13 protein-coding genes are annotated in these 21636 nt (G+C 52.2%); 5 read left to right on the forward strand and 8 right to left on the reverse strand.

Annotated features, from left to right (window positions below):
* Positions 1-5: 5 nt before the first annotated feature.
* Positions 6-1844 (reverse strand): exodeoxyribonuclease V subunit alpha, encoded by a 1839-nt coding sequence (gene recD / locus EHW56_RS07775; protein WP_152799490.1) that lies wholly within the window; start codon positions 1842-1844, stop codon positions 6-8.
* Entirely contained in the window at positions 1841-5422 is a 3582-nt protein-coding gene (gene recB / locus EHW56_RS07780; RefSeq protein WP_152799492.1) for an exodeoxyribonuclease V subunit beta, read from the reverse strand. The genes recD and recB overlap by 4 nt, the downstream gene beginning before the upstream one ends.
* A gap of 247 nt (positions 5423-5669) precedes the next feature.
* Here recB and EHW56_RS07785 point away from each other — a divergent pair, with 247 nt between their 5' ends.
* Positions 5670-7280, forward strand: a complete 1611-nt coding sequence (locus EHW56_RS07785; RefSeq protein WP_152799494.1) for a methyl-accepting chemotaxis protein — start codon at positions 5670-5672, stop codon at positions 7278-7280.
* 131 nt (positions 7281-7411) lie between these two features.
* On the opposite strand, the gene EHW56_RS07790 is transcribed toward EHW56_RS07785, so the two are convergent.
* From EHW56_RS07790 to EHW56_RS07800, 3 genes are all read right to left on the reverse strand, one after another.
* Positions 7412-9658, reverse strand: a complete 2247-nt coding sequence (locus EHW56_RS07790; RefSeq protein ID WP_152799495.1) for a CehA/McbA family metallohydrolase — start codon at positions 9656-9658, stop codon at positions 7412-7414.
* Between the two features lie 524 nt (positions 9659-10182).
* The gene (recC, locus tag EHW56_RS07795) at positions 10183-13563 is read right to left on the reverse strand and encodes an exodeoxyribonuclease V subunit gamma (protein ID WP_172970001.1); all 3381 of its coding nucleotides are present in this window, start codon (positions 13561-13563) and stop codon (positions 10183-10185) included.
* A gap of 134 nt (positions 13564-13697) precedes the next feature.
* Positions 13698-14381: a DNA-3-methyladenine glycosylase I gene (locus EHW56_RS07800; protein WP_152794905.1), complete on the reverse strand. Its 684-nt coding sequence runs from the start codon at positions 14379-14381 to the stop codon at positions 13698-13700.
* 83 nt (positions 14382-14464) lie between these two features.
* Between EHW56_RS07800 and EHW56_RS07805 the strand changes: the two genes are divergently transcribed.
* The 4 genes from EHW56_RS07805 to pheA all read left to right on the forward strand — a co-directional run bounded on the left by EHW56_RS07805 (position 14465) and on the right by pheA (position 18217).
* Positions 14465-14773, forward strand: coding sequence for a YebG family protein (locus EHW56_RS07805; RefSeq protein ID WP_046074135.1), 309 nt, complete (start codon positions 14465-14467; stop codon positions 14771-14773).
* Between the two features lie 223 nt (positions 14774-14996).
* Positions 14997-16028, forward strand: coding sequence for a 2,3,4,5-tetrahydropyridine-2,6-dicarboxylate N-succinyltransferase (gene dapD / locus EHW56_RS07810; RefSeq protein WP_074213325.1), 1032 nt, complete (start codon positions 14997-14999; stop codon positions 16026-16028).
* A 394-nt stretch (positions 16029-16422) separates the two neighbouring features.
* Positions 16423-16773: a ribosome hibernation-promoting factor, HPF/YfiA family gene (hpf, locus tag EHW56_RS07815; RefSeq protein WP_046074133.1), complete on the forward strand. Its 351-nt coding sequence runs from the start codon at positions 16423-16425 to the stop codon at positions 16771-16773.
* A 259-nt stretch (positions 16774-17032) separates the two neighbouring features.
* Positions 17033-18217 carry a prephenate dehydratase gene (pheA, locus tag EHW56_RS07820; protein WP_152794907.1) on the forward strand — a complete coding sequence of 395 codons (1185 nt, stop codon included), beginning with the start codon at positions 17033-17035 and terminating at the stop codon, positions 18215-18217.
* 69 nt (positions 18218-18286) lie between these two features.
* On the opposite strand, the gene EHW56_RS07825 is transcribed toward pheA, so the two are convergent.
* The 3 genes from EHW56_RS07825 to EHW56_RS07835 all read right to left on the reverse strand — a co-directional run bounded on the left by EHW56_RS07825 (position 18287) and on the right by EHW56_RS07835 (position 21608).
* On the reverse strand, positions 18287-18976 hold the full coding sequence (locus EHW56_RS07825; protein WP_152794909.1) for a DUF3800 domain-containing protein: 690 nt from the start codon (positions 18974-18976) through the stop codon (positions 18287-18289).
* 418 nt (positions 18977-19394) lie between these two features.
* A complete protein-coding gene (tyrA, locus tag EHW56_RS07830; RefSeq protein ID WP_152794911.1) occupies positions 19395-20528 on the reverse strand; it encodes a bifunctional chorismate mutase/prephenate dehydrogenase in 1134 nt (377 codons plus the stop codon).
* Positions 20529-20531: 3 nt separating this feature from the next.
* Entirely contained in the window at positions 20532-21608 is a 1077-nt protein-coding gene (locus EHW56_RS07835; RefSeq protein WP_046074130.1) for a 3-deoxy-7-phosphoheptulonate synthase, read from the reverse strand.
* Positions 21609-21636: the final 28 nt, after the last annotated feature.

Here is a 21636-nt window from a genome sequence, read left to right on the forward strand (position 1 = left end):
TACAATCAAGGCGCTATCAAAGCATCCGGCAAACCACTATACCGGGCGGTGCGTGCGCCCACACCGTGGCGCAGCACCGGCCAAGACGCGTAAAGATCAAGCTGGCGCTTCGCCCGCGTGATGCCGGTGTAAATCAGCTCGCGGGTGATCACCGGTGAAATAGTGGGCGGACACACCAGCACTGTGTGCGCAAACTCCGAACCCTGTGATTTATGCACCGTCATCGCAAACGCAGTTTGATGGGCGGGCAGACGGCTGGCAAGCAAATAGCGCACCTCGCCATCGTGGGTTTCAAATGCCACCCGGGTGATCCCCGCGTGTTGCACCGCAATCCCAATATCACCGTTATACAACCCCAGAGCATGATCGTTTTGCAAAATCATGATTGGTCGGCCGTGATACCAGGTGTCACGCTCTTTGGCGATCAGCCCTGCCGACGCTAAGTGCTGTTCAATGGCTTGGTTAAGCCCGGCGACGCCAAACGGACCTTCAGTCAATGCACATAACAATCGAAATTGGCTAAAGGCACTCAGCACGTCCGCCATTGATGACGGATTTTCGAGCGTTGCATTGTCGAGTGTGGTTAAGTAATCGCGATATCCTGTCACCGCTTGTTGCATCAGGGTCTGATAGCTGTCATCACTCAACACATGGTGGGCAATATCGCTATAGCCGCGTTTTAACACCGCCCCCACCTCAGCCATTTCTCCTCGGTTCACCGCAAAGGCGAGCTGGCCAATGCCGGATTGGGCATCAAAGCGATAACTTTTGCGCAGCAGACAAAGGGCACTGGCGATCGCTGGCGCATGTGGGTTTTCGGGTACGTCAAAGCCTGTTAACTGGCTTAAACGCGCTGCTTGCGCCGATGGATAGCCCGCCTCGGCGTACTGACAAATATCCCCTAGCACCGCCCCCGCTTCCACAGAGGCAAGCTGATCTTTATCCCCCAGCAAGATAATGCGTGTTGAGGACGCCAAGGCATCGAACAGCTGTGCCATCAAGGGCAAATCCACCATCGAGGCTTCATCGACAATCAACACGTCCGCATGCACGGGGTTATTTTTATGATGGCGAAACGCCACTCGCTGCGGAATCGCCCCTAATAATCGGTGAATGGTACTGGCTTGGGTCGGCAGCGCCGCTTTCACGTCATGATCAACAGGCAAAGCGGCAATCGCCCGTCCTAGTGATTCAGTCAATCGGTTGGCCGCTTTGCCGGTCGGAGCGACCAGTTTGATGGTGAGCGCTGCAGACGTTGTACGCTCCGCGTGGTGCGACGCCACCAGCGCCGCCAACAAACGAGCGACGGTGGTGGTTTTCCCCGTACCCGGCCCACCCGAAATCACCGCAAACGGCTGGGTCAACGCGGTGGCTGCCGCCACTTTTTGCCAATCAATCTCCGCCTGTGAGGCGGCAAATAAGTTATCTAGGGTTTGTCTGGCCTCATCCGGTACCGATAGCGCCGTGAGGCGCTGGCGAATATGCCCCGCCACTTGCTGCTCGGCATGCCAGTAGCGATGCAAATACAATCGGTGTCCGGCAAGCACCAAGGGCGTTGCCTGCATCCCATCGGACACGACTGAGGCCTGCGCCAATTGCTCGCTTGGCGCTTGGCTATCAATATGTTCCAGCAAGGGCTGCCACGCGACATCATTAGGCGGCTGCCACTGGTGCAAATCAAGGCAGACATGGCCTTTGCCCACTTCACGGCTCAGCAGCGCCGCCCATACTGTGATAGTAGCCTTATCTAATTGGGTTTCTTCTTCGCCCATCAAACAAGCAAATTGCACATCAATCGCTCGTAATTCCCCGCGCTGGTATAGTGCCATTAATGCTTGTTTCATACCGACTCTCCAGCAAAGAGGTTGTCCAAGGCGTCAATCAGCGCCTTGTCGGGACGGTGCGCGAACACACCGGTCTCGCCGCTATCACTGGCGCCCCGTAAAAAGAAATAAAACACGCCCCCCACATGGGTGTCGTAATCATAATCTGGGATCCGCTGGCGCAAAAAGCGGTGCAGCGCCAAGGTATAGATTTGGTACTGAAAGTCGTATCGGTGCGCGATCATCGCCTCTTTGAGCGCCTCAGGATGGTAATCGGCCACGCTATCCCCCAAATGGTTCGACTTCCAATCCAGCACGTAATACTTACCATCGGCGCGGAAGGTTAAATCGATAAAGCCTTTTAGCATCCCGCGCGCCGTGTCAAAGGTGAGCTGGCCAGCACGCGCTGATAGCGCATCGTATCGCGCGGCGAGTCGGTTCAATCGCTGGCAGTCTAGTGCGGCCAAAGGCATCACGAACTCCATCTCCGTTAATCGACTGGCATTATCAATTTGGTTGAGCATCAACCCGTGCTCATTGAGCGGGTGTTTCAATACCTGTGTCATCCACTGCTGCAATATCGGGCACCACTGTGGGTCATAGTTTTCCAAGCTAAGATGATGGGTAATAAGCTCAGCGATTTCTTCACTTATCAAGTCGGCGGTAAAGTCCACCTCTTCAAATAAGGTATGTAAAAAGGTACCGGCTCGCGCCCCTTTGGGAAACGCAAAAACCGACCAAGGATCCACCGCCACATCCGCCGTCTCCTCGTCAGCGAGATCATCGTCCGCGTCCAAGTCATAACTGGCCAATGTTGGCAAGGCACTGATGTGATGGCTTTGTTTTAGCAGCCCTGAGTAACTGGTTAAGCGCCACTGACGGTCAATCTTGCCGCCAAACTGACGCGCGGTTAGCGCCTCATACGCACCTGTTTGAGGGGCATAACGGCTATCATCCGGCTCAGGCGGGGCGACCACAGCCACCGCATCGCTCGCGCTCGCTAATCCAGCCAAACTCTCAGCCAGCAGGCTAGCATCACCGGCTTCTCCATGCTGGAGCAAATACCCAAGGGCCGTTAGGTGCAAGGCCGAATCTTTTTGCCGACTGTTGCCTTGTTTAAGAGGTGCACAGCCGATAAAACACCCATACACGGCACGGGTCACCGCCACGTACAGCAAGCGGATATCTTCAGCCAGCCGCTCTTTTTCAGCCCGCTCTTTGCCTTCATCGACATTATCCAGCGCCAGCACTGGCTGATACTGTTCATCGTGATAAAACGGTTGGCTGCTTTCGCGATACTGACAAGCAAACGGCAAGTAAACCAGATCGTATTCCAAGCCTTTCGATTTATGGATGGTGACGATTTGCACCAAATCACGCTCCGACTCCAACCGCACCTGCTGCTCTTCCGATTGTTGAGCAGGCTCGGCCATTCGCTCTTGTAGCCAGCGGATCAGCGCGTGTGGGTTGTCCAATTGCTGGCTGGCACTTTGCAGCAACTCCGCGATATGCAAAAAGTCGGTCACACAGCGCTCGCCTTGCGGCATCGCCAACCAGTTTTCTGCCACTTGGCGGGCACTGGCGACTTGGCGAAGCATCGGCATCACGCCACGGCGCTGCCAGGTATCACGGTAATGGCTAAAGGCCACCACCTCTTGCTCCCACAAGGCTTCGTCTTGATTGAGTAACGCCAGCTGCTCGGCGGTCAAGCCAAATAAGGGGCTGGCTAGCGCTGCCCGCAACTTACGCTCGTTTTCAGGCTGCATCACCGCCACTAAGATGCGCTCAATATCGCTGGCGACGGAGCTGGCGAACACATTATCACGGTTGGAAAGATAGACAGAAGCCACGCCTTTTTCGGCCAGCGCTTGCTTGATCAGCTGTGCCTCGCGTCCGGTGCGCACCAACACAGCGATATTGTGCGGCTGAATTTCGGCTTGGCCGGAAGGCGTTTGTAGATAACTATTGCCCGCCACCGATTGGTTGAGCACTTGCGTGATATGCTGTGCGGTACTCACCGCTAACGTCTGTTCAAAATCTTGCTTGGCACACAATTCATCCGGGCTGTGATGCCAAAAGGTGAGCGCGGGTTGCTCGTTTCCCTCCACCACCAGCGCTTTTTGTTTGGCGCTAGGCGAAGAGGCCACCGCTAAAAAGGGAATGCTGTCTTGATAAATGAACGGCGCCTTAGCACGTGAGAACAAGGCATTGACCCCGCGCACCATACCATCTGTCGAGCGCCAGTTAGTGGCAAGGTTGTAGTGATCACTCACCTGCGCACGGGCATGAATATAGGTGAAGATGTCGGCACCACGGAAGGCATAAATCGCCTGCTTAGGGTCGCCAATCATCATTAAACCGGTGCGCTCCCCCCCTTCTTCTTGATCTTCGAATACAGGGGCGCCATCCACCACTGGCGGCTGATAGACAGTGCTAAATATCTGATATTGCAACGGGTCGGTGTCTTGGAATTCATCAATCATTGCCACCGGATATAAGCTGCGAATACGTGCAGCCAACTGACCTTGGCTATCTTGGTCAAGTGCGCTGGCAAGTTGAGAAAGGAGATCGTCAAACGAGAGCCACCCTTGGCGACGTTTTTCTTGGCGGAGCAGCTGCCGCACTTCTTTGATCGCCATTGCGGTCAATCCCGGTTTTAACGTCGGCGGCTGATCAACCAATGCCTGAATCTGCTCAAATAGCGCCAGACTCGGTGGCTCAGCTTTACTCTTGGCCGCTAATGTCTGTTGAGCGAATTTTTCCAACTTGTCGGGCAACTGGTAATCAAGCGTCTCGGCATTGGCCCATTGTTCCATCGCATTCAGCCAGTTCGCCAGATGGTCTTTGCGATAACTGCGGCCATCGAGCTTGGCGGCGCTGAGCTGGTCGATGATCTGCTCCCCCGCCTCACGCCATGCGCGCTTCACCGCATCAATTTTGGCAATCGCCGCTTGGTGTGCCGCCATGAGATCTTCGCCGAGATCAGGCGCCTTGACCGTGACAGCAGGCCCGGATAAATAGGGCGCAATCTCTTTTAATAAGGCCTCCGGTGCGGGCCAGTAGCTGCTCACCACACCGGCTAACGATTTAGGCAACGGATAAAAACGACGACGCCAAAAATCGGCCGCCGCGCGCGCTTTGATCTGTCGCTCGTCGGTGACAAATTCATGACTGAACAGGCTGCCCGATTCAAACGCATTTTGGGTCAGCATCCGCTGACAAAAACCGTGAATGGTATAGATGGCCGCCTCGTCCATCTGACGTTCGGCCTCTAACAGTCGCTGCGCCGCGGTTTTATGATCGCTTACCTGTGCCAGCAAAGGGCCAATGATAGGGTCGTCACTCTCACCGCGCATAAAGGCAAAACGCGCCTCATGAATGCGGCGCCGAATACGGTCTTTCAGCTCTTGGGTTGCCGCTTCGGTAAACGTCACCACCAGTATTTGCTCGACCCGACACGGCGCCGCGCGGCCATGCCCAAGCAACAATCGCAGGTACAAGCCAGCAATCGTGAACGTCTTGCCGGTGCCGGCGGAGGCTTCGATTAATCGGACGCCATCAAGTGGCAAGGTGAGCGGGTTGAGGATCTGCGGTTCCATATCATTATTTCATCGCCTAGTCTGCTCGCTATTGTAGCAACCCCTTGGGGGAAAACATATTCAGGCCGAGACAACCGTGCTGAGCTCGCTAAGATTTTCCTGCCCGACTCATTGACTGTTATTCATGCTCACACCCCTCAAATGATATTAATACTCATTATCATGACTTGATATTTAGTTTTAATTCTATTAATAATGGACTGCTTATAACTATCACTCATATAAAACTCATACAGGGAGTATCACCATGCCACTCATCCACCGACTCTCGGTGCGTAATAAGCTCTTACTTTTAGTTGGCTTAGCCGTATTAAGTCTCGTCAGTTTGGCCGCTTACCTTTCTTTTTCCCATTTTGAGGCCATCAAGCAAGAGCGCATCGCCCAGATGCACAAAAAGGTCGATATGGCATGGCACTATCTTGATGCTATGCACCGACAATACCCCAACCAAGACACGCCCCCCGAATCCGTTCTTCATGCTGTCAGCGCACTCAAATATGGCCAAGCCGGCTACTTTTTTATCGTCGATCGCAATAATGTGATGATTGCTGGTGCCGAAAGTGCAGTAGGCAAAAACACGCGGCAAATTGTTGATGCCGATGGCCAATCGATTTTACCCGCCCTGACCCAGGCCGCTAATCAAGCTAATGGGGGGATCGCGCGGTATACATTTCAAAAGCCCGGTAGTCATCAAGCGGTAGAAAAGCTCAGTGTGGTGAAGCGTTTTGGTCCTTGGGATTTGATGGTAGGTTCAGGGTTCTACTTGGATGACCTACGCGCACAGGCGTGGCAGCAAGCGCTCAACGCAGCAGGAGTGACAGCTCTGATTAGCGCGGTGATGATTGTACTTGCCAGTGCCCTTTCCCGAGCGATGCTGACACCGCTCATGGCGCTGCGCCATGTCATATCCTCACTCGCTGAGGGCGATCTTACTCAACGCGCGACCGTGTATGGTCGCGATGAGATTAGCGACATGAGTCAGCATACCAACCAAGCTTTGGATGCGCTGCAGCGGCTGATCTCGCAGGTAGATACCAATGTAAGCGAGCAGCATCAAGGTAGTGAAGAAGTCGCAAGCCTGGCTGCCAGCACCGCTCGTGCGGTTGAAGAACAAAATCGCACTCTCGACTCTGTGGCAAGTGCCGTCGAAGAGCTTTCTACCGCCGTACGTGACGTGCAATACCTTACCGAGTCGAATGCTTCTCAAACCGATAGCGCCACACAGCTCATCAACGATGTCGATGGCAGTTTGCAACGCGCTACCAGCGCGATGGAAACCGTGCAGCAACGCGTCGACGATACGTCTGAGATCTTACGTGAACTCGCCGACTCCACCCAACAAATCAGTGATGTGACTACCGTCATTAACACCATTTCCGAGCAAACCAACCTACTTGCCCTTAACGCAGCGATTGAGGCAGCACGAGCGGGTGAAGCGGGACGTGGATTTGCAGTGGTTGCCGATGAGGTTCGCCAATTAGCGCAATCCACGCAAGAGTCGACCACACGCATCAGTGATATTGTCGGCACGCTGCAAGCTCGGGCCGACAATGCAGTCAGCAGCATGGTGGATGGTCAACAACAAACACAAACATGTGTCAATGACGCACAAGCGGCGCGTCGTGATATGGCCGCGTTGCAAACTCAGGTTCAAGAACTCGCCGCTTTGAATGGCCAAGTGGCGACTTCAACCACTCAGCAAGCAGCTGCCGCCGAGGAAGTGGCCAAGAACCTAGCAGCTATCACCGAAGTGTCTCATCAAAATGCCCAAGCCAGCGATGATACCCGTGAACTGACCGATAAAGCACTGTCACTCAGCCAGCGTGTAAAGCAAGGTCTCTCGCTATTTTCACACTGATAAAGCCCTAACAGTGAAAGGATCACCAAGACGACTTGGTGGCTCCTTGGCGGTGAGCGATGACTCCCTAAAAAGCGAACATTAAAAAGGCCAGCATGGCTGGCCTTGGTTCATTGATTGAGACGTAACGCTTACGACTGAAGCCAAACTGGGTTGGTCCATGCCGTGCTGCCGTCTTTGTCTTCCACTTCTAGGTTGATCCAACCTTCTGCATCCGCAGGAATAGGCAGTGATAGCTCAAGGCGCTGTGTACTCTCTTCGGGGTTAATGGTGATGCTGTTTAGCACCTCACCACCTTGACCGATCAAGCGTACTTCTTTGAGACCATCAGCGGCGACTACATTGATATCCCATTTATCACCGGCCTTGGCGGTTTCACCAAACATGATGTTTTGTGGGTACAGAATGGGCCCCTGGGTGGCATAGCCGTGACCCGCTTTCAACGCTTTGGCAAAGGCAAGAGGCGTTAGCTCACCATCAACATTGGCCATCATACGAATACGACCGGTAAGCTGGTTCCACGCATCATGAGTATCGGTACCGGCTGTGAGGTACATGGCTTCGCCTTGATCCCAAAGCTTGTGCGCTTTTTCAAGGGTCGGCTCGTTATCGACACGTGCGTTGAGCTCCATCAGGTCGAAACGATCGGTCTTACCACCCGGCACCGCATCCTTAGCGATATTGGTGAAGTAACCATAATCGTTATATGGATGGTTCATCGGCACCACTTCTGCGCCCATCTCATGCGCGGCATCAATCAAGGTGTGCACGTCATCAGTACCCGGATCGACCGTCAGCGCGGCGCCATTGTCGATGGGGAATGGGTTCATGTGTCCCCACGATGGCGAGATCTCAATCGATGGAATGAAAGGTACGCCACGTTTTGCTGATAGGTCAGCAAACACTTTGTGATTAATGGTGGAATCGTGATCGCTGATAAAGGTCAGATCCAAGTCAGTTGCCAACTGAGCACGCACTACGATTTCTGGAGGTGTTACCCCTTCCAGCACATTGCCGTGGTGGTGCAAGTCAGCGCCATACCAATGGTTACGGTTAGGGAAAGTCACCTGAGGCACTTTCACCACTTGTTGGTTGGTTTTGCCCGACTCGAGCGTTACATCCAAAGTTTGTGATTCTGCAGTAAAGCCCGCACCGGCGTTAATGCCTAACTTGTATTCACCCGGTGCCAGTTTTAGCTCGGCATGGCCGGCAGGCAGCAAATCAGTGAAGAAGGTACGCTTACCCAAAAATTCAACCGGTGGCGCTTGGCCTTCAATGATAGTCACACGCGCGTCTTTGGCGACACCAGAGGCCGCTTCTTCCACGTTAAGTGCAAGCGTCGCTGGGCTTTTCAGCGATGTGAAGTCCAATGTTTGTTCACTGTCAGCACTCACGGTAATGGATTGCGGTTGGCTATTCGCATGTCCTGTTGCCGTGCCATACACTTGGTACTTACCTTCTGGCAATGCCATGTTGTACTGACCCTCTTTAGCAAGCGTCCACGCGTAAGGGTGACCGTCTTTTTCAATCATCACAATCGCATCGGCTGGCACGTTACCGTTGTCGGCGCGCAATTGGCCGCTAATGGTGCCCGTCGCTTCGCCATGACGCTCAGCTTCCGCTTTGACAATCGGTGCCATATCGCCGTTGGGAACAACCTGGAGCTTTGAGTCAAAGGTACGGGTCTCGCCCGCTTTAAGCGTGTGACCCAAATACATATCGCGGCCGTTATATTTGATGCGATCAAAATAAGGCGCATGCAGTGCGAACGCCCAATCACGGTCATACGCCACCATGCGATCGGCTAGGGCATTATCGGCCATCGCTTCTTCATTGCCTTCAAGGCCTGGTACCGCGAACTGATAGCCCGTATCCGGCCAAATCGTGTGGCCTGATTCTAGCTCAAGGTCGTCTTCGCCTTGGTTGCTCATCACGGTTTTGAGTCCAATCGAATCAGAGCCCGCTTCCAAGGTGTACCAAGTGGTAATGTCGACCTTGTCGAAGTTACGGCTCACTTTGATCACCGCTTTTTCATCGCTGTCTTCCACAATGTCAATCGACTTACGATCGTTCGGCCAAGCCGACCAGCTATTAGGGATGAAATCTGCAAAAGCGACTCGGTCTAGATCAATTTTGCCATTTTTCACCGCCGCGAGGTCCACCAAGGTACCACGTGGCACGCCCCATGGTGGCGCAGACTCAACCGCCAATGCGAACGCGACATGCTCATTTTTTACCGTGATGTCTTGGGCATGCGTTGCCTCGCCATCTGGGATTGCAGTCTTACCTTGAGTAATGCTGACGTCGGCGTGCGCTGAGGCACCCAACAAAAGGCTAGAGACTAAGGTTGCCACTGCGCTTTTTGAGAATTTATGCATGAAGGCACTTCCTTTTTTTCATGGTTTGTTATGTGAATTTTCGATGACATTGTGCGTTAAGTTAATTACACGTTCAAATAAAAAACATCGTAAAAATCCTACAAAACCACACATTTAATACGTCCACTAACAAATTAAAAAACCACAAGATACTGATATTATGATAACTTTTTCTGAAACCCACTATTCAAATGATCGTTTAAAAAATATTTAGACCCCAAATAGATTGACCCCTAACGAGGCGCAAGTCGCGCAATCTTTGACCAACAAATTGATAACAATTATCACGCTAAACGCCGACGTATCGACGCATCTCCTGCTCACTCTTTAATGATATTTAGCGCGCACATTTAGATTTTTACTCAACTTTAATGAATAAAAAGACAAGCAGATCATCAAAAATCATGCTTTAAAGACAATCGATGCACAATAAAAAGCCAAGTATCAACTTGGCTAACAGGGGGAAGCGTGGAGAGGAAGAGACAGAGGCCACATCGCGCCTATGATGCGGGCTTCACTGCATGCTAGTGTTTTTGTCGCTGCGCTAACATCGGCATTAAGTGGCGATCGCCTGTTGCTAACAGCGCTTGGCCGAGGCTTTCACGCCATTGCGGCCAAACACGGTAAACGTAAGGGTCTTGTCCTTCACCAGGATTAAAGCCTCCCACAAAGGCATCGCGTATCGATTTCAGCGCTTTGTCTTGGCCGGTTTCACTGTTATCAAAGCCTTTTTTACTATCTCGGGCTTTTATCCCCGCCCCGACTGAGCTTGGCAGATAGGTAAGTGGCTGATTCAGGCCCTGTTGATAGTCTTCAACCAAGGCTTGTAGGTGTGCTCGCGCGTCATCTTTGCTGAGTGGGGAAAACTCAATGGTTTCTTTCACTCCCACCAGCGTACTCGGCACGGCTTCGCCCATTGCGCATTGGCATAAATGATCAATCCATACTGAAAGCTGATGACGTACAGTCAGATCGCCACAATGAAAGCGAACCAAGCAGTCTTGATAACGCCGATTGAGCCAACCTTGCAGTTGTACCTCACCCAAGGCAGTAGGAAGGGTCAGATTGAGTTCAAGATCGGGGCGCGGCGCGGCGAGCAAAGGCGTCAAGCGTTGGTACATGTCACGGATCACCATAACTTGCGTATCCAAGGTCAATTCGCCAAAGTACGCTAAGGGCAACTTGCCCTGTCCTCGCTGTCGGGCCATAAAATCCTTCACGCTTTGGGGACTATCATCAGTCTCAATAAAGTGGGCTAATAGCTGATCGCGCAGCTGAAAGCGGTGCAAGGTATCTAAGCGAAAGGGTTCAAATTCTTCTAACGGCGCTTCTAACTGCTCAAAGAAGACTTTCAAGCGGCGTTGGAAAAAGTAGCGCACGGGCAACCGCCAAAAGCGCTGCAACTCAGCCAACTCAATCACAGGATCGATATGGCTATCCGGATCAGGGCTTAATGCATCATCCATAAATGCCGGCAGTTGCGTCCCTTGCCCTTTGGCAGCCGGTAGCCACTCTTGCGCGTAGCTACCATCATGAGCAAACGCCTCTGGGCTAAAGGGAGTGAGCGGATGCGTCTGGATAAGCGTCTCTTCCAGCCGCTGACGTGACTGGACTTCGGGTAAATCGCGGTCACCGGCCAAACAGTAGCCTTGAGTACAATATTCAAGCAGCTCGGTAACCAGCACCGACGGGACTTTTAAGCTGTTATCTTGCACTGAGCGCCCGACATAACTGATATATAAACGCTGCTGTGCTGACTGCAGCGCTTCTAAAAACAGGTAACGATCATCGTCGCGACGCGAGCGATCCCCTGCCCGCGTGCGGCCCACCATTAAATCAAAACCGACGCTAGGCACAGTGCGCGGGTACACGCCATCATTCATCCCAAGCAAACACACCACATCGAAGGGAATAGAGCGCATCGGCATCAAGGTGCAAAAGTTGACCTGACCGGCCAAAAAGCGCTGGCTGACTCGCTCGTTGTTGAGGCGACCATTAAAGTAATCGCGCACCACGGGCAAGGTTAGCGTGTGGGTAAAGGCGGCATCGCTAAGCTGTGTCAGCCAACTGTCTAACTGAGTACGGATTAATTTGACCGCTAACTCTTCATCCCCTTCAATGGCGAAGCAGTCATCCAGCATTTGGGTCAATCGCGCCACCCACGCCTTGCCATCGCACTCAATCGCTAACTGCTGCTGGTAGTAAATTAAGGTGTCGATAAACAGCCCTAAACTCCCCGCCAGCTCCGCATTAAGCCCTTGGACTTCATCATAAGGGACGGTGTCTGCAAACAAGCCGGCCTCACTCGGCATCGCGTAGCCGAGTAGCATACGTTTCAGGCCAAATAGCCACGTATTCTGATACTGCTCGGGCAAGGCAAACTGGCTTGCAGTATGGGTATCAAGCCCCCAGCGAATGCCGGTTTCTTCCACCCACTGCTTAATCTGATCAAACTGTTGGCTGTCGATGGCAAAACGGCGCGACACCGCCGGCACCTCAAGAATTTCCAATAGCTCCGCCGCACTGCATCGACTATCAGGCAGGGTGAGCAGGCGCAAAAAGGCGGCTAATACCGGGCTTTCTTGATCGGCGCTGCGATCTGAGATGGAAAAGGGAATAAAACGCTCACTCGGCGCATTACCAAACACCGCTTGAATGGCGGGGCTGTAGGCATTGATATCCGCCACCATCACAATCACATCGCGGGGGCTCAGTGATGGGTTGGCCTCAAACATCGCGAGTAGCTGATCGTGCAGCACTTCGACTTCGCGCATCGGGCTGTGACAGGCATGGATTGCAATGGATGCATCATCTGGCTCGATTTCTGTTTTCGCCGCACTGGTTTCAGTCTGCTTGGGATCGCCCGGCTCATTCAAATCCAAAATATCGGCTTGGATATGATGCAGCAGATTATCGCGGTTGACCTCAACAAAGCCGCTATCAATCTCATTACAGGCCATTTCCGAGAGCAGCAGTAAGTTGTCGCGCCCCAGTTTTCCCATCGACGCCAGCAGGCTGTTCCCTACTTCACCGTGCTCGGGCTCATCAAGCCCCAGTGCCAATTGGCTCTCGGCGGGGATGTCTTCAATTCGGCTGATTTTATCCCGCGCCAATGCGGCACGTTTAGCCAGATAGCGCTTGTCGCGAATATCGCCCCAATAGTAACGGCATGGGTTGGTGAACATAAAATGCACCTCCACATGCTCGCCCAGTGCTTGCAACGCATCCAGATAGCGTGGTGGGAGCGCGGATATGCCAAATACAAACACCCTCTCAATATCAGCAAGCCCTTCAGGTTTGTGCTGATGGCTGGTTAAGGTATCGATAAACTCTTGATACAAGTTGGCGCGATGGTAAGGCGATTGGCCCAGCGCCAATGTGTGATCGTATAAGCGACGCCACAGTTTTTGCTGCCAAGGCTGCACATCGTCAAGCTCGGGTACCGGTTGCTCTTGCTCCCATGCCAGCACCCACTCGGGGCGATAGACCAAATACTGGTCGAAAATATCGGCCACTTTTTCGGCCAGCTGGTAGGCGCGTTGCTGATCCTGGCTATCTTCCAAATACGCGGCTAAATCAGCGAACTCTGGCGCATCCAGACAGCTGGGTAAGATGTCCATTAGCTTCCATGTCATCGCCTCTTTATTGAAATCACTGCGCTCAGGCACGCCATCCAACACCCGCACAAACAGCTGCCAGATAAAGGTAGCGGGAAGCGGGAATTCGACGTTCGCGACAATCTGCTGCTCATTGGCGAGTGCCATTTTTAACCACTGCGCCATGCCGGGGCTTTGCACCAGAATAAGTTCTTTTTGAAAAGGGTCAGACAGTGGTCGCTGTTGGATTAGGGAGACCAACAAGGACTTCAACAGATCGAGCTGATTAGAGTGATAAACAGTAAACACAAGGCGCTCACATGGGAAAGATAACTGGCATCGATTGTGGCCGATTGCCGTACTAAGCGCAAACCGCCATCGATACGCCGCGACCTCGCACACGACTTGTTAAGCGCGTGATGGCACAGCAAATCGCTGCGCGATTAAACGCGATTGTCACCCACACTGAATGCGATCAGCTGGCTGATATGGTTCAGTGAACGCCCCGACTCTTGCTGCCACTCATTAAATGCCTGTTGCGCTGCTTGCATCGCCCGCTTGGTCTCTCGACCGCTATCAACGATTTTAGTCGCGCGCAGGTAGTGCTCGATATCACGGGTGAACAAGAAGGTGTCCTTGCCCATTCGGCGCAAGGTATAAGCACCGGTATTACCGCCTAAACGCTTACCGTGCTTTTTTAAATACTGCCATAACCCGACAATATCTTCGCTGGGCCAATCGGCGACAAACTGGCTAAAACTGCCGTGCGATTGCTGCACGCGGTGGATCATTTCCGCGTTGTGCGGAATCGTCATCACCTTGGTAAGATGACGAATAATCGCTGGGTTGGTGGCTTTTTCTTCCCACATTTCCGGCGGCATCAGCAGCATTTTATCAATATCAAAGCCCCAGAACACCTCTTCAAATCCGGGCCATTTTTTACGCACTACCTGCCAACTAATCCCCGATTGAAACACCTTCTGGCTAAACGCTGCGAGCCAGCGATCATCTGGTATCTCACACAAGGCATGAGGCGCAAGCGGTGCCACCAACATGCGCTCTACCTCGCGTTGACCGCCTTTGCGCTCAGCGGCACGTTGATAAATGGTGCTAAATTTTTCTCTCATGTCACAATCATGGCCGGGTCAGTGGACAATGGCCCTTATCCTACTGTATAAAAAGACAGTAAATCAACGAAGAGAGGGTAATTATGGCCGTTATCGTCAAGTACGTGGTCGAACGCGAGGGAGAAGAAAAGATGACATTTACCTCCAAAGCTGAAGCCGACGCCTACGACAAAATGTTGGATATGGCGGATGCCATGTTCGATCTAATTGGAGAAAGCGAACTGGTAGACGACGAAGAAAAGCGTGAAGCCTTGTCGCTATACCTTGCTCAACACAAAGACTCGGTGCTTGAAGCACTGGGCGCAAAACGCAAGGCGGCAAAGAAAAAGCCGGCAAAAAGCGAGAACAAAGCGGACGAGAGTCGCGACGACAAAGACGCCGATGCGGCCTAAAGTTGTGATTGCTGACCCTTTTAGCATCCGCGAAAGAGCAAGCCCATTTGGCTTGCTTTTTTTATGCCTGTCTCCTGATGACTATGCATCAACATGAATCGGTGCGCTGACCTGTAACGGTTTTTGCCTCCGCCAGCCGTTAAGCGCTTCCAACCACCGCCGCTTGTCTTTAAGATGAAGTGTTTGATGTTTTAAGCCCAACGACACAAGGAGATTCCCCCCAATGGCAAGCTTTGCTCTGGCACTCGGTACCGCCACTCAAAACCAGGACGGTAAAATCATTGAAGCCTATTTCCCAGCGCCCCTGCTTAATCCTAGTGATGATCTGGTAAGTGCCCTAAGCGCGCTAACCGATTATAGCGCCGGTAATCAGGTACTAGAGGTTGCACCAGAAACCTGCGCTGCAATCAGTGAAGCCTTCGCCGCCGCTGGCGCTCAAAAGGCAGCTAACTTTGCGAGCAAGGCTCAACAAACCACACAGCCACTGGTGCTGGTTATTCTAGAAAACGACAGCAAACCCGCATCGGTGGCTGAAGGCTTCCTCAAGCTTCAGCTGATCTCGCACCGCTTAGTCAAACCACACGGTGTGGTGCTAGACGGACTCTTTGGCCTGCTGCACAACATCGCTTGGACCAACCAAGGCCCAATCGACTTGCCGGAACTGCCTGAGCGTCAGATGGAAGCGCGTCTGAAAGGCGAAACATTAACCGTTGAGTGCGTGGATAAATTCCCGAAAATGACCGATTACGTGGTGCCTGCCGGTGTGCGTATTGCTGATACCGCCCGTGTTCGCTTGGGCGCCCATGTGGGTGAAGGCACTACGGTGATGCACGAAGGCTTTATCAACTTCAATGCCGGCACCGAAGGCAAGAGCATGATTGAAGGCCGTATCTCTGCGGGTGTGATGGTCGGTCAAGGTAGCGATATTGGCGGCGGTGCATCCATTATGGGGACGCTGAGTGGCGGCGGCCAGATTGTGATCTCAATTGGTGAGAACTCACTGTTGGGTGCCAATGCTGGCCTTGGCTTCCCATTAGGCGATCGTTGCACCATCGAGTCAGGACTGTATGTCACCGCAGGCACCAAAGTCACCATGCTCGACGCTGACGGCAATGTGGTCGAAAGCATCAAAGCACGTGATTTGGCCGGTAAGTCGGACCTATTGCTACGCCGCAACTCAAAAACGGGAGCGGTTGAATGCTTAACCAACAAAACGGCGGTCGAGCTCAACCACGAGCTACACGCGAATAACTAATCAAGCCCGCTTTTAGTTCTTTTCAGAGGCGGCCAACTTGGTCGCCTTTTTTATGTCTACTTTGCTTGAATCACTATCGCGTCACCGCAATACGCCAAAAAGCACAAGCAGGTTTGTGGCACATTTTAACCACAAGCGAAAACGAGGAAAATAAACAGGCGCGAGGCGGCCCTGACTGGCGGGTAAATCAGCGTTCGTGACCTCTCCCAACGTAGCATTTTTGGCATTGAGTTCAAGGCTTTTCCGACCTTTTCGGTGTCAGGATTCGCAGGTGCTCACAGATCCTTCTATCGATATCCTTCCCCCCTTTAAACATGAGCTAAGTCACGTTATCAATAATGGAAAGCGGTAATCTGAAGATGAACCTAATACAGGGGAACAAAGAGGAAAGAGTATGAGAGTGGAAATTGCAGGCAAAAACATCGAAATCACTCCCGCCATCCGTGAGCGCATCGAAAGCCGCTTTGAAAAGCTGGCCAAGTGGCAGGTGGCACTCATCAATCCTCATGCTGTGATCAGTAAGGAGCCAAACCACCAGTTCAAAGTGGAAGCGAAAGCTGGGCTACCAGGTTCAACACTGGTTGCCTCTGCCGAAAGCGACGACATGTACAAAGCGATTAACGAGGTGGGCCAAAAACTCGAGAAGCAACTGAATAAGGTCCAACACAAAGGCGAAGCGCGCCGTAACGATAAGTCAGCCGCGACGGTTGCGATGGAAGAAAATCCAGCCGATGAGGAAATCTAACCCTCAGCGCAACACCTAACTCGCTAAACATGTTAGCCCCGCCCTCGCGGGGCTTTTTGATCCTTGACACGCCTGCCTGCGCCCCATATGGTTAATCCATACGCAAACATAACAACACAACGCCCAATGCTGATTCTCGTTCGTTTTTTTCGCTTCTTTTTTATCTCGCCAACGCGGGAGGAAGCGTGCTAAGCCTAATCAGCCTGGCGCACTAACCTCCCAACCGGGAGGTTTTTTTGTATTAGAACAAGGATAATGTATGCCAGACACACCACGCCCACTGGATGAGATACGCACGCGCATAAGCCAGCTTGATCAAGAGCTGCTGACACTATTGGCCGAGCGCCGTCGCTTAAGCCTAGATGTCGCCAAAAACAAAGTCGCCGTGCAAAAACCGATTCGCGATCAAGCCCGTGAACAAGCCTTATTAGAAAAACTGGTGACCAAAGCGCAAGATCACCAGCTAGACGCCCACTATGTATTGAGTCTGTTTCACACCATTATCGAAGACTCGGTACTTATCCAGCAGCGCTATCTGCAAAACCTGGCCAACCCAGACAATCAGCGTCCAGTGGCACGGGTTTCTTTCTTGGGCAGCCAGGGCTCATATTCCTATCTCGCCGCGCGCCAATACTTTAGCCGCAAGCAAACCGAACTGGTGGAAATGGCCTGCGACAGCTTTAAAAAGGTGGTAGAAACGGTAGAAACTGGTCATGCCGATTACGGTATCTTACCCGTAGAGAACACCAGTTCTGGCTCAATCAATGAAGTGTACGATCAGCTGCAGCACACGCGTTTATCGATTGTCGGTGAGCTCACGCTGCCTATCGACCATTGCCTGCTTACCGTCGGTGACCAAGAGCCAAGTCAAATTGATACCTTGTATGCCCACCCGCAGCCGCACCAGCAATGCAGCGAATACATTGACACCTTGGGTAAAGTGAAGAAGATTTATTGCTCCAGCACCGCTGAAGCCATGCAACAAGTAGCGGATTTAAACCAGCCCAACGTCGCCGCGATTGGTCATGCGGCAAGTGGTGAGTTTTACGGTTTAACCGCGATTAAGAGCGAGATAGCCAACCAACAGCAAAATCACACCCGCTTTATTGTCGTGGCCCGCAAGCCGGTTAAAGTGTCGTCACTGACCCCTGCCAAGACCACCTTTATCATGTCGACCTCGCAGCAAGCTGGCTCCTTGGTGGAGTGTTTAATGGTACTGCGCGAGCGCGGCATCAATATGACCAAGCTCGAATCTCGGCCCGTGCTTGGCAACCCATGGGAAGAGATGTTTTACGTCGATGTTGAAGCTAATATGGCCAGCAACCTGATGCAAAGTGCACTGGACGAGCTCACCACCCTGACCCGTTACCTAAAAGTGCTCGGTTGCTACCCGTCAGAGACCATTTCCCCCACCGAAGTATCGCTGCCGGACAGCAACGAATAATCGCGAGTAGCCATTAACGCCAAAAGCCCACGATGTGGGCTTTTGGCGCTTTAATCATTATCATATCGCTTAAACCACCGTGTGAAGTCCATGCTGAACACCCCCAAAATAGTCAAATTTTCGCTCAATAAGGTCGAAAAACTGACCGTCCTTTTTTTCGTAATAACGAAACAACGCGTAAGCAATCAGGTCCGCGAGTTGAATCAATCTTGTTGCTTCAGAATCGATAAAGGCAGGGACTTCTGCCATATTCCTCAGCCGCCCCCAGTCATGACCATCGAGTTTAAACGCTTTAGCGAGTGCTTGAATCGGTGCTTCTTTGCTGCTCTTGTCAAAAAGAATCAGACCTCTTTGGGTATTATTGAAGTGAACATGTTGTCTGGCTAAGAAATGATCGAAGCGGGTTACAATTTGTTGAAAGGTATAATGAACCGGATCATTTGGAGAGATGGCACCTTTTCTTACAACTGATGCAAATATTCTAAATTTACGCCCATCAATTAAGCTAAGAGCCTGTTTGATCGCTTTTAGGCGCAACTCTTTATCAAACTTCCGCCAAAAGCCTCGCCCCGCAAGCATGGGGGCGCCGTGGAGTTCAACAGCGTGGGGGTCTTGTGGATTGAAGATTGCCGCGATTTTATCTAACTCAAGAGAAAGCCAATGTGCAGAGCGCTCGAACACACTAAAGCCAGCGAGAACAAAATGCTCTTGGTCTGCGCCACCAGGCGTGCCGGATTCATCTGCGTACAACAAAAACATATACGAACCCCTAAGATAATAGAGAGTCGCTACGAAAGGAAATGGGGGAAAGAAGGCGGCGGAAAGAGCTACGAGCTCAGCGCACTACAACAAGGCAGCACACCATAGATTGTTTCCAACCGCTCGATAACTATATCCCTAAATCACAGACTCTGCAACGATAGTTCTAATACGCTTTCGACCGCTTGCTGTAGCCTCAAACACGCAATAACCGTACATCTCATAGCGACGAAATAATACTTTCGAATCCGCTTAGACTACTACAAAGACTCACTTTTCCACGTGCGAGCCTGATTATAAATACCCTATCACTTTATCCATGCGATCCAGTTCTTAGTCCCTCATATCGATATACACGCTATCTCACTTTATCTGTGTGGCTCTCTACCCTCCTGCCCCCTTGAAAAGGTGAGCCTGACTAGGTCACGGTGCGGTGGGTGGCGTCGTTGGCTTGTCGCAACAAGCCTTGGCTTTCTTGTAAAAAGCGCGGGGCGTAGTCGCCAAACCAGTTTTCCACTTGCGCGAAGGCATCGACAAACGTGGACTTATCATGTTGTTCGAGCAAGTCAATCGCTTCCCCAAAACGCTGGTAAAAGCGTTTGATCATCGCCAGGTTTTGCGGCGAGGACATAATAATATCCGCATACAGACCCGCATCTTGGGCGAACAAGCGCCCCACCATGGCAAGCTCTAAGCGATAAATCGGTGAGCTTAGCGCGGTAAGCTGATCTAAATTGGGGTTTTCTTCTGCCAGATGGACCCCGTAAACAAACGACGTAAAGTGGCGCAGCGCTTGGATCAGCGTCATGCCTTCATCATGCTCGATGGCGCTGATCCGATGTAGCCCAGCGCCCCAAATCCGAAATTGCTCGAGCAACCATTGGTATGCCTCAGGATGTCGGCCGTCGCAATAAACAATCACCTGCTTGGCAAGGCTGGCCACATCGGGGCCAAACATCGGGTGTAGACCAACCACTGGGCCTGAATGCGCGGCTAACATCGCTTGTAGCGGACCTGATTTGATGGAGGTGAGATCCACTAATAAGCAGTCATCTGGCAGTTGGGTCAATTGATTAATGACCGCTTCCGTAACGTCAATGGGTACCGACACCACCACCATACCCGCGTCAGCCAGCAAGGTATCCGCATGCACCCAATCGTCTTTATCCAGCACAGTGACCTGATAGCCAGAAAGCGCAAACAAGCGCGCGAACAATCCCCCTAGCTGCCCTTTACCGCCAATGACTACGACCTGGCGTAAATCTGGGTTTAGACACTTAAAGCCAGAGTCGTTTTCACTGCTGTACGATTCGCGCATAGTACGACGCAGGACATCTTCAATTAAGTCTGGTGGCACGCCTTGCGACTGTGCTTCTTGACGACGCGAAGCGAGCATCGCTGCTTCACGGTCCGGCGCATAAATGGGCAAGCCATGTTGGCTTTTTACCTCTCCCACTTCTGCGACCAGCTCTAAACGGCGCGCGAGCAGGCTCACCATTTGTTTGTCGACATCATCGATTTGATCGCGCAATCGGCTCAGTTCTGCCACCATGATTTAGCCCTGTTGAATACGTTGTTGAAGAGAGGTTGCCAGCTCTTGGTGAGCATGACGCAACAATTGTTCGGTAGACGCCCAATCAATGCACGCATCGGTGATCGACACACCGTACGCCATCTCATCTTTCGGCAGATCCGCTGATTGGTTGCCAGCATTGAGGTGACTTTCGATCATCAAGCCAATCACAGAGCGGTTACCTTGTTTAATTTGATGGATCACATCTTCCGCCACCAGCGGTTGGCGACGATAATCTTTACGTGAATTCGCGTGGCTACAATCCACCATGAGAGACGGATTTAGTCCCGCGGCCTCCATTTGCTGCTCACATTCAGCGACGGAGACTGAGTCGTAGTTGGTTTGCTTGCCGCCACGCAGGATCACATGGCCGTTTGGGTTACCTTGGGTATTCAATAACGCTACTTGGCCGGCTTGGTTGATCCCCATAAACCGGTGCCCAGACGCAGCGGCTTTCATCGCATTGGTGGCGGTGGCCAGATTGCCATCCGTGCCATTTTTAAAGCCGATTGGCATCGACAGTCCACTGGCCATTTCACGATGGGTTTGTGATTCGGTGGTGCGCGCACCAATCGCCGCCCAGCTAAACAGATCGCCTATGTATTGCGGGCTGATCGGATCCAGTGCTTCAGTGGCCAGCGGGATCCCCATTTGCGCTAAATCCGTGAGCAAACCACGCGCTTGCTTTAAGCCAGACTCCACGTCAAAGCTGCCATCCAGATGCGGATCGTTGATTAAGCCTTTCCAGCCAGTGGTGGTGCGTGGTTTTTCAAAGTAAACCCGCATCACAATAAACAAATGATCACTCAGCTCATCCGACAAGGCTTTCAGACGACGCGCGTAATCTTTGGCCGCCTCAACATCATGAATGGAGCAAGGGCCACACACCACTAACAAGCGGTGATCGCGTTTGTGAATAATATCCGCCACGGTTTGTCGCGCTTGGCTGATCGCCGCACGAGTACTTTTTTCAATCGGGAACTGGGCACGGAGCTGCTCTGGTGTGAGAAGCACCTGCTCGTCACGAATGTGGATATTGGTTACCGAGTCTTGCTGCATAGCCTTGCCTTGAGTTGTTCATTAGGTT

Source organism: Salinivibrio sp. VGrn1 (genome assembly GCF_009377995.1).
Taxonomy (GTDB): domain Bacteria; phylum Pseudomonadota; class Gammaproteobacteria; order Enterobacterales; family Vibrionaceae; genus Salinivibrio; species Salinivibrio siamensis.

Excerpts from the sequence above, each read along its gene's own strand:
- pheA (WP_152794907.1), top strand. The coding sequence starts at position 17,033 with ATGCCAGACACACCACGCCCACTGGATGAGATACGCACGCGCATAAGC.
- EHW56_RS07835 (WP_046074130.1), bottom strand. The coding sequence starts at position 21,608 with ATGCAGCAAGACTCGGTAACCAATATCCACATTCGTGACGAGCAGGTG.
- EHW56_RS07805 (WP_046074135.1), top strand. The coding sequence starts at position 14,465 with ATGGCCGTTATCGTCAAGTACGTGGTCGAACGCGAGGGAGAAGAAAAG.
- EHW56_RS07790 (WP_152799495.1), bottom strand. The coding sequence starts at position 9,658 with ATGCATAAATTCTCAAAAAGCGCAGTGGCAACCTTAGTCTCTAGCCTT.
- dapD (WP_074213325.1), top strand. The coding sequence starts at position 14,997 with ATGGCAAGCTTTGCTCTGGCACTCGGTACCGCCACTCAAAACCAGGAC.
- EHW56_RS07800 (WP_152794905.1), bottom strand. The coding sequence starts at position 14,381 with ATGAGAGAAAAATTTAGCACCATTTATCAACGTGCCGCTGAGCGCAAA.
- tyrA (WP_152794911.1), bottom strand. The coding sequence starts at position 20,528 with ATGGTGGCAGAACTGAGCCGATTGCGCGATCAAATCGATGATGTCGAC.
- recB (WP_152799492.1), bottom strand. The coding sequence starts at position 5,422 with ATGGAACCGCAGATCCTCAACCCGCTCACCTTGCCACTTGATGGCGTC.
- recD (WP_152799490.1), bottom strand. The coding sequence starts at position 1,844 with ATGAAACAAGCATTAATGGCACTATACCAGCGCGGGGAATTACGAGCG.
- EHW56_RS07825 (WP_152794909.1), bottom strand. The coding sequence starts at position 18,976 with ATGTTTTTGTTGTACGCAGATGAATCCGGCACGCCTGGTGGCGCAGAC.
- hpf (WP_046074133.1), top strand. The coding sequence starts at position 16,423 with ATGAGAGTGGAAATTGCAGGCAAAAACATCGAAATCACTCCCGCCATC.
- EHW56_RS07785 (WP_152799494.1), top strand. The coding sequence starts at position 5,670 with ATGCCACTCATCCACCGACTCTCGGTGCGTAATAAGCTCTTACTTTTA.